General features: G+C 42.0%; 20 protein-coding genes, 1 tRNA gene and 1 pseudogene. 17 read left to right on the top strand and 5 right to left on the bottom strand.

Annotation, left to right across the window (positions count from 1 at the left end; all coding sequences use genetic code 11):
* Positions 1-68 precede the first annotated feature (68 nt).
* The 5 genes from SATMO3_RS29525 to SATMO3_RS29505 all read left to right on the top strand — a co-directional run bounded on the left by SATMO3_RS29525 (position 69) and on the right by SATMO3_RS29505 (position 2,465).
* Positions 69-512: a DUF188 domain-containing protein gene (locus tag SATMO3_RS29525; RefSeq protein ID WP_371374936.1), complete on the top strand. Its 444-nt coding sequence runs from the start codon at positions 69-71 to the stop codon at positions 510-512.
* 134 nt (positions 513-646) lie between these two features.
* Entirely contained in the window at positions 647-1,021 is a 375-nt protein-coding gene (locus SATMO3_RS29520) for a hypothetical protein (RefSeq protein ID WP_371374933.1), read from the top strand.
* Between the two features lie 165 nt (positions 1,022-1,186).
* Positions 1,187-1,789, top strand: a complete 603-nt coding sequence (locus SATMO3_RS29515) for a nitroreductase family protein (RefSeq protein WP_371374930.1) — start codon at positions 1,187-1,189, stop codon at positions 1,787-1,789.
* Between the two features lie 133 nt (positions 1,790-1,922).
* Positions 1,923-2,372 (top strand): tRNA adenosine(34) deaminase TadA, encoded by a 450-nt coding sequence (gene tadA, locus SATMO3_RS29510; RefSeq protein WP_371374927.1) that lies wholly within the window; start codon positions 1,923-1,925, stop codon positions 2,370-2,372.
* A 3-nt stretch (positions 2,373-2,375) separates the two neighbouring features.
* Positions 2,376-2,465: transfer RNA gene (locus SATMO3_RS29505), tRNA-Ser, on the top strand.
* A gap of 146 nt (positions 2,466-2,611) precedes the next feature.
* Here the strand turns inward: SATMO3_RS29505 and SATMO3_RS29500 are convergent.
* On the bottom strand, positions 2,612-3,118 hold the full coding sequence (locus SATMO3_RS29500; RefSeq protein ID WP_371374924.1) for a site-specific integrase: 507 nt from the start codon (positions 3,116-3,118) through the stop codon (positions 2,612-2,614).
* Between the two features lie 57 nt (positions 3,119-3,175).
* On the opposite strand from SATMO3_RS29500, the gene SATMO3_RS29495 reads away from it, so the two are divergent.
* Positions 3,176-3,610 (top strand): hypothetical protein, encoded by a 435-nt coding sequence (locus tag SATMO3_RS29495; RefSeq protein ID WP_371374921.1) that lies wholly within the window; start codon positions 3,176-3,178, stop codon positions 3,608-3,610.
* Positions 3,611-3,867: 257 nt separating this feature from the next.
* On the opposite strand, the gene SATMO3_RS29490 is transcribed toward SATMO3_RS29495, so the two are convergent.
* The 3 genes from SATMO3_RS29490 to SATMO3_RS29480 form a co-directional block, all read right to left on the bottom strand.
* Positions 3,868-4,314 (bottom strand): hypothetical protein, encoded by a 447-nt coding sequence (locus SATMO3_RS29490; RefSeq protein WP_371374918.1) that lies wholly within the window; start codon positions 4,312-4,314, stop codon positions 3,868-3,870.
* Between the two features lie 129 nt (positions 4,315-4,443).
* Positions 4,444-4,983 carry a hypothetical protein gene (locus tag SATMO3_RS29485; RefSeq protein ID WP_371374916.1) on the bottom strand — a complete coding sequence of 180 codons (540 nt, stop codon included), beginning with the start codon at positions 4,981-4,983 and terminating at the stop codon, positions 4,444-4,446.
* Between the two features lie 112 nt (positions 4,984-5,095).
* Positions 5,096-5,272: a hypothetical protein gene (locus SATMO3_RS29480; protein WP_371374913.1), complete on the bottom strand. Its 177-nt coding sequence runs from the start codon at positions 5,270-5,272 to the stop codon at positions 5,096-5,098.
* Positions 5,273-5,440: 168 nt separating this feature from the next.
* Between SATMO3_RS29480 and SATMO3_RS29475 the strand changes: the two genes are divergently transcribed.
* From SATMO3_RS29475 to SATMO3_RS29425, 11 genes are all read left to right on the top strand, one after another.
* Positions 5,441-5,755: a phage baseplate protein gene (locus SATMO3_RS29475; protein ID WP_371374911.1), complete on the top strand. Its 315-nt coding sequence runs from the start codon at positions 5,441-5,443 to the stop codon at positions 5,753-5,755.
* A gap of 68 nt (positions 5,756-5,823) precedes the next feature.
* On the top strand, positions 5,824-6,069 hold the full coding sequence (locus tag SATMO3_RS29470; protein ID WP_371374909.1) for a phage baseplate protein: 246 nt from the start codon (positions 5,824-5,826) through the stop codon (positions 6,067-6,069).
* 8 nt (positions 6,070-6,077) lie between these two features.
* Positions 6,078-6,323: a hypothetical protein gene (locus SATMO3_RS29465; protein ID WP_371374906.1), complete on the top strand. Its 246-nt coding sequence runs from the start codon at positions 6,078-6,080 to the stop codon at positions 6,321-6,323.
* A complete protein-coding gene (locus SATMO3_RS29460; protein WP_371374904.1) occupies positions 6,320-6,649 on the top strand; it encodes a hypothetical protein in 330 nt (109 codons plus the stop codon). Before SATMO3_RS29465 ends, SATMO3_RS29460 begins: the two co-directional genes overlap by 4 nt.
* A gap of 18 nt (positions 6,650-6,667) precedes the next feature.
* Entirely contained in the window at positions 6,668-7,003 is a 336-nt protein-coding gene (locus tag SATMO3_RS29455) for a phage tail assembly chaperone (protein ID WP_371374902.1), read from the top strand.
* Between the two features lie 282 nt (positions 7,004-7,285).
* Positions 7,286-7,954, top strand: coding sequence for a hypothetical protein (locus SATMO3_RS29450; protein WP_371374899.1), 669 nt, complete (start codon positions 7,286-7,288; stop codon positions 7,952-7,954).
* 33 nt (positions 7,955-7,987) lie between these two features.
* On the top strand, positions 7,988-8,161 hold the full coding sequence (locus SATMO3_RS29445; RefSeq protein ID WP_371374897.1) for a hypothetical protein: 174 nt from the start codon (positions 7,988-7,990) through the stop codon (positions 8,159-8,161).
* Between the two features lie 465 nt (positions 8,162-8,626).
* Positions 8,627-8,866 (top strand): hypothetical protein, encoded by a 240-nt coding sequence (locus SATMO3_RS29440; protein WP_371374894.1) that lies wholly within the window; start codon positions 8,627-8,629, stop codon positions 8,864-8,866.
* Positions 8,867-9,113: 247 nt separating this feature from the next.
* Positions 9,114-9,680, top strand: coding sequence for an IS3 family transposase (locus SATMO3_RS29435; protein WP_371374891.1), 567 nt, complete (start codon positions 9,114-9,116; stop codon positions 9,678-9,680).
* Positions 9,661-9,891, top strand: coding sequence for an IS3 family transposase (locus SATMO3_RS29430; RefSeq protein ID WP_371374888.1), 231 nt, complete (start codon positions 9,661-9,663; stop codon positions 9,889-9,891). The genes SATMO3_RS29435 and SATMO3_RS29430 overlap by 20 nt, the downstream gene beginning before the upstream one ends.
* Before the next feature lie 447 nt (positions 9,892-10,338).
* Positions 10,339-10,527, top strand: a complete 189-nt coding sequence (locus SATMO3_RS29425; RefSeq protein WP_371374885.1) for a hypothetical protein — start codon at positions 10,339-10,341, stop codon at positions 10,525-10,527.
* Between the two features lie 104 nt (positions 10,528-10,631).
* Here SATMO3_RS29425 and SATMO3_RS29420 read toward each other — a convergent pair.
* Positions 10,632-11,984 (bottom strand): annotated as a pseudogene (locus SATMO3_RS29420) (IS3 family transposase).
* Between the last annotated feature and the right edge of the window lie 76 nt (positions 11,985-12,060).

The raw sequence follows: 12,060 nt of genomic DNA, 5'->3' as shown, positions 1-12,060 counted from the left end.
GCTTTTCGTTCACGTCCCGGCGCAAGCCGTGCTTTCTACATCTTTGTGGCTGGGAGGACATAAACCCTGTGAAAATACTAATTGACGCCGATGCCTGTCCCAAGGCCGTTCTCCAGCTATGTGTAAAGATAGGCCAAAAGTATGATATACCTGTCTGGACGGTGGCGAGCTTCAATCATAATATTGTGTCAGACCACCATATAACAGTGGGCGGTGAATCCCAGGAGGCTGACATCAAGATAATTAACCTAACCGCCGCCGGGGATGTTATTGTTACACAGGATTGGGGTTTGGCCTCAATGGTGCTGGGAAAGGCAGCCTTTTGCCTCAGCCCTGCAGGGCGGGAGTATACACCGGATACCATCGGTTTTTTGTTGGAAGAACGGGAAGCCAAGGCCAAATTCCGGCGTGGCGGCGGCAGAACCAAAGGGCCTGCCAAAAGAACGCCGGATGATGATAAGCGATTCACGGCCGGACTTGAGCGAATACTAACACGGGTAGATAACAATTGACAACCAAAGATAAGGCAAGTGGCCGCTCACGAGTGAGCGGCCACTTGCCTTATCAAATATAATTTTAATAAATTGGTACGATAATAAAATACATATGCAATGCAGCGTAAAACTGTAAACAGGAGGTTACTGTTGTGGCAGCAAAGGTAATCCCATTTCCCAAAACATCCGGGCCCGATTTGAACGAGATTGAAAAGTTAATACGATTATGGCTGACAGAGATGTCGGAAAGCCGTGATTTTGTAGATACCATAGCGGCAAGAATGATGACTTTTATTGATGCATATGCAAGTAAAACCTTTGAGCCGATTTTCAATTTGGCTGTACCGCCGCATTTGTCGGCGGAGGAAAGGCACTCACTCCTGGTTTCGATTGAAACCGGTGTTGACAATACGGCGGTGCAAGTGCAGGAAATGGTCAACCGGATAATAGTTGAACGACTGTTTCTCGAGGTAGAAATATACGAAAGTGCTCAAAAAAGGCAAAGCCGGCACTATCCTACAGTTTAATTTGAGCGAAAAGAAACTTGGCGTTGCGCCAAGTTTTTATTTTTCTGCAGCCAGTCGTTATTTATTTCTATAATAATAGGCGGTTTTTATTTAATAATAATTATCAACATGGTATAATAAAGCAAATTTAGGTACACGCTGAGTATTGATGAACAGGAGGTTGATATGATGGAAAAGAACTTTTTAACAGCAGTGAAAGATAGAAGAACCTATTATGGGATTAGCAAAGAGCCTGTTATTGCTGATGAGCGCATTCAGCAAATAATAACCGATGCGGTTAAGTATACGCCGTCTTCCTTTAATTCGCAAAGTGCCCGGGTGGTAATTTTGCTGGGTGAGCAGCATGACAGCCTGTGGGACATTACCCTCGGCGAGCTGAGAAAAGTCGTGCCGGCGGAAAATTTTGCACCTACCGAGGAAAAAATCAATTCTTTCCGCAAGGGCTACGCTACAGTATTATTTTTTGAAGACATGGCTGTTGTTGAAAAACTGCAAAACCAGTTTTCGCTTTATAAAGATAATTTTCCGATTTGGTCCAATCACTCGTCCGGCATGCTGCAGTATGTAGTTTGGACTGCGCTAGAAATAGAAGGCTTCGGCGTGTCGCTGCAGCACTACAGTCCGCTTATCGACGCCGCGGTCAGCGAAAAATGGCAAATTCCCGCGAACTGGAAGCTGATTGCCCAGATGCCGTTCGGCAAACCTACAGCAGCTCCCGGAGCCAAAGATGTCCAGCCTTTGGAGCAGCGTGTGAAGATATATAAATAGCCAATAGGTTGTAATGCTCAGCCTGCTGTAGGAAATAAAATTTACCAGACAGCAGGCTGTTGATTTTTTTTTATGAGCGGGATATAATATTTAGGTAACATTTGAGCAAGTTTGCGCGGCGGTGGAAGACGGCATGGATGACAGCTATTATATGGAACTGGCTCTGGCCGAGGCCAGAAAAGCATTTGATCTTGGCGAGGTGCCAATTGGTGCTGTGCTTGTTATCGATGACCAAGTTGTGGCCAGTGCCCATAATATGCGTGAAGAGTGGCATGATGCAACAGCGCATGCTGAGGTAATCGTCATCCGGGAAGCCTGCCGGCAGCTCAAACGCTGGCGATTGACGGGAGCCACACTTTATGTTACTATAGAGCCGTGTCCCATGTGCGCCGGTGCGTTAGTGATGAGCCGGGTTGACAGGCTGGTCTATGGCAGTCCGGACTACAAAGCCGGAGCTGTTGAATCACTGTTCAACATTGTAAAGCATCCCGGACTTAATCACCGTCTTGAAATAACAGCAGGAGTTCTTGCCGACAAGTGCTCCGGTATTATGAAAGAATTCTTTCGTATGCGCAGAAAATAATATGGAGAGGTGTCCGAGTGGTCGATGGTGCTTGACTCGAAATCAAGTGTCCTGTCAAAGGGACCGTGGGTTCGAATCCCACCCTCTCCGCCATAGAAGTCAAGGCTTTGGAGCATATCCAAAGCCTTTTAATTTTGCTTAATTAATTGTATCCAAAGTTGTATCCATTGCGGGGTAAAATTAAACGTTTTCTGTATTTTTGACACAAGAAAACATATCGACTACACGTATTAACATTTTTATTTCTGTTCCCTCTTGAGTCGTTTTTCAAATTCTTCAAGAGCTTTCCTTATTTCTTTCGGTATGAGGTGGAAATAGGTGTTGTAGGTAATGATTATATCGCTATGGCCTAAACGCCGGGAAACAAAACTTATATCCTCTCCGGATGACAATAAGTGTCTGGCATGAGTATGCCTTAGACAGTGAAACGTAAACCTGTTAATACCTATTTGTTCGCAGAACTTAGGGAACCACCGTGTAGGTATGTTAGGATGATAAAAATATCCTTCTTCATTACAGAACACTAGATTTAAGTCTTTGCGATATAATTCTCCTAATCTCAACTTATTTGCGGCCTGTGCCTTTGTTTGCCGGTCTAACGCTGCAAATATTTCGGGTGTGGCCTCGATTTTTCTTTTTTGCTTATTCTTTGTAGGCTTTATTCGGTAGCCGCCTGTTGGTGTCCAGGAAAGTGCCTTTTTAATGAATATAGTTCCTTCTTTTTCATCGATGCAATCCCACCCCACGTAAGGGCTAACAGTTCTTCGCGCCGCATGCCTGTTCTAAGGGCTACTGCAAGAAGGTTGCCATGCACAGAGGCTGTCGCTTTTTCTTCAAGAAGTATAATTTCCTCTTTTGATAAAACCTTTATGCATCGAGATTATGCTGAGACCCGAAATGCTCAATCTGCAGAAGAATTTGCGCAGGCCTTAAAAGATGGCGGGTATTACACAGACAGTACATCAAATTATGCTCAGGGTATCAGAGAAGGGCTTAAAAATATCCCTAGTGAAACTCCAGCAAAAAATTCTTCCGATCCCAACAATAATGAACCAGTTGTTCAAAATCAATCTGGTGACTTACGAGATCCGACATTGCTGGATAGAGCGAAAGATTGGTGGAATAGACTTCAAAGTCCTTCTGTATCTCAGGATACGGAGTCATCTTCAAGTTTTGTTCGCCCATCAGCTTATTTTGCCAATGGTTTTGCAAATGTCCAGTGTTACTCAATAATCTGATGTATGGAAGTTCACCAGCTTATGCCCAGAATTCAGGTGGCAGTGTTACCAATATCACCTATCAAGTAGATGTTGGCGGTGTAGAAGTAAAAAACACTAACGCCTCCGCTGATGATATAGGGAAGTCGGAAGTCTGTAGGAGAGAAAACCGCCTCTAGCATCAACAATAGGGCTACCTATGTTCTTCAAAATCGGGCTCTTAATGGCATACAGGTATAAAAAAATAAATAGGGGGCTTGGTGTTAGCCCCCTATTTATTAAATATAGTCGGTAACAACAAAGCCATAATTACCGACTATTTTTTCATTAGCGACGACTAAAATATAGTAAGTGCCGGAATCCATTCTAAAGACGTCCCAAATATTTATATAATCCGCGTATGCTGTATCTTTATCTACAAAATACGATTTTTCTGCTACAGGCCCTTTTTCTCCAAGGAGCATAAATCTTATATGTTTAGGATTTAAATGTGATATTATCATAAAATTATCAAAAGTGGATATGCTTTTGTATTCTTTTTTGCTTACTATAGCCATGATACTCCTAGATTGTACACGTTCGGCAGATTCTTTTTTAAAATCAGGAGATATAGCATGATTAACAGAAATAACTTCGTTAGACATGTCAGGTAATTTTGCAGATGCTATCCCGATACATGCTGAAAAAATGATACTAAAGAAAAACAAAATTCTTAGCTTTTTCAAAACATCACGCCCTTTCTTTAACATAAATATAAGACAAAATCTTCCTGTAGGAAAGAAGGTGATTTAATTTGGGTGTAAAAAGTAGAATAGGGTATGAACGGGATACAAGTATAAAGAAAACGAGCGATATTATTCACTCGTTTTCTTATATCCACTTCTTGACAAAACCTTATCGTGATTTAAAGAAACATATTTTTCAATTACTTGTAATGTATAATTTTGAGATGGAGACATGTTAAACCAATCGTGCGGGCCCGGATCTTTAAAGGTATCACTGATTATTTTCCCACTCATATCGTAGTCTGTGAAACTAATCATGGTGTATTTTTTATTTTTCAAATCAAAGATGAATCCGTTAAGAGAGAATGCAAAATTATCATATTTATTGGAGCCACTGTGGCTCTTTTTATATGAATTTATCCGGTCGCGAATTCCATCAGGCGTGTATTCGAATTTAATTAAAGCGGCAATTTTATTTAAATCTGCCCCGCTTTTAGTACTTGCAAATAAAATACTGTCTTTAATAACATATTGCGAAACAAAATCCCCCTTAAAGACCAATTCTAGGTCTAATTCTCGTTTAGGTTCTTTAGTTTTATCCGCCAATGCAGTCCCAATCCCTATAACCATAAATAACACAGTCAGCAACGTAATCCACAGCTTTTTCAAAACATCACGACCTTCCTTTAGTTACTATTATAACAAAATTTTACATAAGTATAAGATGGGAGGCATAAGAGCAATAAAAGAATGTGCCCAGGCTAATTTTCTACAGAGCCAATTATTTAGTTGAGTTAGAAACTGATTGGTAAATTGAAGTAATTGCCTTATGGAGTTGTTCTAGGGCGAAGTCATTTCGTTCTTCCGCTGGAGCGGCGTGACTGGGTTTTAGCGCTAAGTTATCATGTTGAATTAACGCAATAACAATCTCTTTGGTAACTTCTAAAAACTGATTCATTTCATCATCCTTCCGCCCAGGCACAACAATATACATTATTTCCGCATTAACCAATAAATTCCTGTAATATCCTGGAAAGGGCGTGGTTCTCATGGGTGTAAAAAAGGGCCTATCCGTAGATAGCTATAACTATTTCTCTGATATCCTGTCAGGTGATAAACAACCTGGATGGATGGACTTTCCCAGCAAATCACCAAACTCACCGGTAAATATGAATTGGTTAATATGGTATCCGGGATTGCTAACCTGGATACTTTTCTTTTTCGTACACCCAAATGGCCAATCGGCGGCGTCTACTTTGACGGTATAATGCGCACGGAACATGTCAGCCGGGTACGGCCTACTCAGTACCCTGTGCAAACAGGTGTTACTATGACTGACCATGCGATTATCGAGCCGGCAGAGCTGACAATTGAGGTTATGATGAGCGACTGCCATACTACCTCATTTGTGACGAACAATATATTTCTTGACCTGGTTTAGCAGTCGTTACAAAAAAAATTCTTCCTACTCAAATATTGTACAGATAAATCAGGACACAACCACAGGGAATGGGCGATCCGCCCAAGGCATGGATGACCTTAAAGGCTATGCAGCTGGCGCGGCAGCCTCTCGTAGTGGAGACCAGGCTACAGACCTATCAAAATATGCTGATTGAAGAGTTATCCGCGCCGGATGATGTTAAAACCCTGAACGCTTTAAAAACAACTGCTCGCTTACGGGAAATCATTGTCGCTGACGTGGCCGAAACCAAAACAATTATATTAGCTGTGCCGATGCTGTCAATCAGGCCGTAGTAACTCGTTTGCGTCAACTGATTTACGAATGGTGGGAGGATCTTGAGGACGGGATACCGGTCTGGCAGAAGATACTGGCCAACAGAGATAAGCGAGAAGCAGAGCGGATCATCCGGGAGAGAATCCAGAAAACCAAATATGTCAAAAGCATTCTTTACTTTGAAGCTACATGGGACAACGAAAAACGGGCGCTGACCATTCAGACGTCCATTGATACTGAATTTGGCCAGACTGAAATAAGCGAGGTGATATGATGGCCTATGTCGCACCATACATTGACGATTCGGGGCTGCACATACCAACCTACAACGATATCCGGGATGACTTGATTGCTGATTTTAAAGCAATTTACGGTCAGGATATCTACCTCGACAATGACAGCCAGGACTATCAAATGATATCTGCGTTTGCACTTAAGACCCATGATACTATGCAACTCCTGCAGATTGTCTTCAATAACCGCAGTCCGAAAACAGCGGTAGGCAGCGCCCTGGACGGCATTACCGGTATGCGGTTTTACGTTTATAATGTTAGCTTAACGGATGGATGGATCGGTAATTGGCTAGCAATAGGCTATTAGAGGAAAGGAAATGATGTAATGGATAAATATTATACTAAGTTTAAGGATACTGGAGAGCGCGAAACCTCTATAGTATTAAATGTCCATTTTGCGACTGATGACGAATTGCAACCGTATCTTGACCAGGGCTTTATCCCGATCGGTGACGAAGAACAGGAGTTATATGCTACCAATCAGTATATCCGCGACACGGAAACCGGCGAACCAGTACCGAAGCCTGTGTATGTGCCGACAGCAGAAGAAAAGTTAACTGCAATCCGGGCAGAACGTGACAGGCTGGTGACTGAAACTGACAAATATATGTTGAGTGACTATCCAATCACAGATACCGAGCGGGAACAATGGAAGGTCTAGCGGCAAGCACTCAGAGATATGCCTGAGACATGCGGCTTGGATAATCCGGGTTGGCCGGTGAAGCCTGAGTAAGCCAAGGGGGATTTATCGAAAGGAGAGGCTACGGCAGATATCCAAACTGTTTTGTTGGACGGGAATCCAACGGAGCATGTTTTCGTTAAAAACGAAACCGAGATTGACGTACCAGCGGAGCGGGAAAATTCAACCGTGATCGCCATCTTCAAATAAAAATACGCCGCATTTCTACGGCGCAAAGTAATGTGTGGGAGAGGAGTTAAAACTATGTTTAGTATTTCCAAACGCCAGGCGGCTATACTGCTTGGCGTTGTTTTATTGGTGACAGTAGCCGGGTGGCTTTTATACCAGCATTACCAACAGCCGCAGATTGTGACCGGAGAAAGCCAGCAGCAGGCCGAAACACCGGCAGGCGTGGAGCAGGCCTCAGATAATGCCAGGGTAAAAATGCTCGAATCTCAGTTGGCGGAAGCTGCCGCAGAGATTGCCGATCTTAAAAACAAACCACCGGACACAATTATAAAGACTGTGCCAGTGGAAGTGGTCAAAGCAATTGAAGTCGAGCGGCAAAAGTCTGGTGCAGATTTTTCTATTGTCACTGATCCGGCCAACCCTGATAAGCCCGTTAATTTAGATGAAATTGCCCAACTGCCGGAGGGTACAACGGTAAATCTCAATCAGTACAATGTATTTGCTTATAAAAAGGTAATCCGAGGTGTCAGTGTATACCCGAACTTGAGCGCAGCCGCCCAGGGGAAATTCAAGATTGACGAAGTTACCGCCGATGTTAGCCGCCGAATAACCAAGAACGGCAAATATATAGGTGTAACTGTTGGCTATGACTTTGAGCATGATAAGGGCCAAGGCCGGAATACGTTATTCTTTTTAACTATAGTCGCTCGGGGAAACTCGGGCGGCTTTTTTTATGTGTTATAGCATATGTTTTCGTTATAGGGGAGGGTGATAAGCGTGGATATATTACAGACTGCATATAACGACTACCTTAAACATTTGTTTTCTATATTTGTTGGCGAGGTTGTGACTGGACAGGATATTGAGGATGCCGCCATGCGATTTAAAACTGGCGTAGAAACAGCTACTAAAGTATTAAATAAAGCAAAAGAAATCATATCTAATATATAAGACTTGAAGTAAAATTTTGCCGCCGCTCTGTCCTTCGGGATGGGGCCGCGGCTTTGTTTTAGAAAATTATAGTTTATTCTAATAAACGCTATGTATGATAGTTAAAAAAAAATTATAAGGAGAATTTTATTGTTCTGGATTACTTTGGGTATTGGCTTTTTATTTGGCGTAACTGCTTCAATAATAGTGTTTTATCTCGTAACCATAGAAGTAAATTAGGCTCGGTTGGAATAACATATCGGCCGAGGGATGGGCTTTATTTATTTCTAAAGCAATTCTAAAAAGCAAGATGTATATTAAAGATGTTGAGCAATCTCCATTATAACCACCCTATTTAAAGCCGCCTGCGGGGTTCGTCCTGGTGGGCGGCTTTTTTTGTTTTTATGGCAAGTTTTTCTAAATGAATTCTAAGAATTGGTATATATAATTGCAATATAGAGAAAGAAATCTACTGGGGGAATATCAATGAAAAAAATGTTAGTTCTAATGATTGCAATGTTTGTTTTGAGCCTTTCTTCAATGGTAAGCGCTCATGATAATCAACAAAATTTAGTTCCAAATTATCAAATGCTGGCTGCTGCCGATCAACCACAACTTGATCCTAACGATCCGCATCATAAGCAACAGCCTAAATCACATAATAAGCAGCAGCCTCAGAAACAACAACCACAGCCTGAGCAGCCGAAGCCTGAACAACCAAGATAAGATATTAAAATCATAAAAGCCCGTCTCTCAGCCATTTGATATGCTACCCCTAGACAGGACAGTGAAATAAAAAACACTGTTCAGTCTGGGGGTAATATTATGTCGAAAAAAGGAAAGATAGAGGCAGAAGAAAAAATACGTATCGTAGAGTCATATCTATCAGGAAAAGTCTGAGGAGCGGTCATTTCCTGTATGAAAGCTCTGCGACTTTTTACACATCACGCGTTCAGCATATTATCGATGGCTGATGCATCCGAAGAGCAACCACGAGTTGGCGAACGAGCGAATTGCAGGTGTAATTGGGAATATACATAAAGCGCATCCGGATATGGGATACCGGAGAATACGGGACGAGTTAGACAGGAAACACGACATCCATGTAAATGATAAACGTATTCTTCGGATCAACCGTGCTCCTCATATCCAATCAACGATTAAGTATAGAAGGCAAGGATGCACCAGGAGCGCGGCATCTCCGGAATACATCGCCAAGAACTATCTAAAACGACAGTTTCACGCAGAAGTGACAAACTCGAAATGGCTGACGGATGTGACGGAGTTCAAGTATTACATTGGGCCGGAAGTCCACAAGATATATTTGAGCGCTATATTGGATCTGTATGATCGGCGCATCGTCTCCTATACCCTAGGCGATCACAATGATAACAGGATCGTTTTCGACACATTTGACGCTGCAGTGACCTCCAAATCCCGATGCCCATCCGCTGTTTCACAACGACCGTGGTTTCCAATACACAAGCCGTTCTTTTCACATGAAGATGCAGGCCGCAAGAATGAAGCAAAGCATGTCTAGAGTAGCGCACTGTATCGATAACGGTCCGATGGAAGGCTTTTGGGGCATTCTAAAACGTGAAATGTATTATGGGTACAAACTCACCAGCCGGGAGCAGCTTGCGCAAACTATTTCCGACTACATCTATTATTACAATTACCAGCGTTTACAGCGTCGTTTGTCTGTCATGACACCGATGGAGTTCCATCAACAGTACGCAAAGGATGCATAAAAAAACGCTGCCCACCATTCGGTAAACAGCGATCAAGTTCTTCTATTTTTTCATTGTCCTCTTGACGGAGTGCACAGCAATTGGCCAGGGGACGGTCTTTTTTATTTCTAAAGAAGTTCTAAAAACCGCGATGTATACTAAATAATCCACTAATGTTTCCATTCAGCCGCCTGCCGGGTATATCCTGATGGGCGGCTTTCTTTATTTTATACCTATCCAAAAACACAGTTACATGTACGGATAAAGAGTGAAGGATAATTTCGTAGTTTAATATCATGGCTACGGAATGTATCTAAGTAAGGCCGATGTACAGGAAACACACAATGAACATAAGAGTTGCCAAATAGTAGCCGCTCACCCGAGCGGTTTTCTATTTATTGCCGCTTGTCAATAACGAACATTTGTTCTAAACTATAAGCAAACAAACGTTCTGTTGTGAGGTGCGAAATGGAAAATAAGCATAAGATACCCGTAGGCGTGACAGCCAAACACGATCCGGAGGGCAACATTAAGCCGCTGGCAATCCACTGGCCGGGGACGGCAGGGACTTTGAGGTTGACCGTCTGCTTGACGCTCGTCCGGCGGCAACGCTTAAAGCTGGCGGCTGGGGGATACGGTACATATGCCGGGTGCTGAACAGGGAAGTTAAGCTATTTTATGATGATGTAGATAGGAAGTGGTTTGTGGAGCTTTAACCGTCCATTTTGATCTGACCCCAAAAAGTTAGACAAAAATTGACGTTAAGCAATTAACGAGGATTGAATCCTGTATTGTACAGGACTCAGTCCTTTTAGTTTGCTCTTAATCCGTTTGTTGTTATAGTAATATATGTATTTTTTTAACTCGACCCTAAATTCATCCATAGAACTGAATTTCCTCAGATAAAGCAGTTCTGATTTTAATAATCCAAAGAAGTTTTCCATTACAGAATTATCTAAACAATTCCCTTTCCTGGACATACTTTGCCGTATTCCCTTTTTCTTTAGGCGAAACTGGTACTGCTTATGTTGATACTGCCATCCTTGGTCTGAATGAAAAATGAGACTTGTGCCATCGGGTATCTTAGCAAAGGCTTTGTCCAGCATGTCCATTACTTGTCCGAGAACAGGACGTTCACTGATGTTGTAGCTTATGATTTCACCATTATACATATCCAGTATGGGCGCTAAATACAATTTCGTTCCAAACAAGGCAAACTCTGTGATGTCTGTGGTCCATTTTTTGTTAGGCGCATCCGTTTTGAAATCTCGCTGGATTATGTTTGGAGCAATCTTTCCAATTTCCCCCTTTATAGGAACGATATTTCTTGATTCTGACCATGCATTTGAGATGAAGACCTTTCATCAGTTGTTGCACTGTTTTATGGTTGATGCGGTATCCTCGATTATGGAGTTCCAAAGTTATTCTGCGGTATCCATATCTGCCTTGATTTTCGTGGTAAATAGCAATAATTTCTTCTTTGATTGTTTTATATTTATCAGGTTTCTTTGACTGCTTAATGTAGTAATAATAAGTACTGCGTGGCATCTTCGCTAATTCAAGTACTGCTGCCAGTTTGTATTTCTGCCTTAATTCTGTTATGACAGCTACTTTGTCGGTTTCTCTAATTTTTCCCGCTCTTGAATTAAGGCATTCAATTTTTTTAAGTATTCATTTTCCATGCGAAGCCGCTGAACTTCTGCCAACAGATCTTCATTCTTTTTCGGTTTTCTTGGCTTTTTAATTTTCATTTTGTTAGCCCTTCCTCTGCGTTCTTCACACAGAGCTTCTTTGCCTTGCTCATAATAAATACGCTCCCATTTACTTACTGTCTGTGGAGAAGGTATATTAAAATGTGCAGCTGCTTCACGGATGGAAGCTCCCTTGTTATGCATATATTCTACGACAGAAATCTTAAAATCACCAGTATAAGTTCCATGCGTTGTACATAATCCGGAAATACCGTTTTCCCGATAAGCAGCAACCCATTTTTGTATATCTGCCTTTGAACCAATATGATATTTCTCGGCGAGCTGTTTTACACCGACACTTCCTTGTAGATATTTTTGAACAATCTCTAATTTTAATTCCGTACTGTACATCTTTTTAGGCATAGAAAAAACCCCTTTCAGTAGACTTGTTTTTGTCTAATAAAAGGGGTTCACTTCATTTGGGCGGTTATTTTTTTTA

The organism is Sporomusa aerivorans, assembly GCF_041428895.1.
GTDB lineage: Bacteria > Bacillota > Negativicutes > Sporomusales > Sporomusaceae > Sporomusa > Sporomusa aerivorans.
Note: the sequence above shows the minus strand (reverse complement) of the source record. Positions and strands in the feature narration are given on the sequence as shown.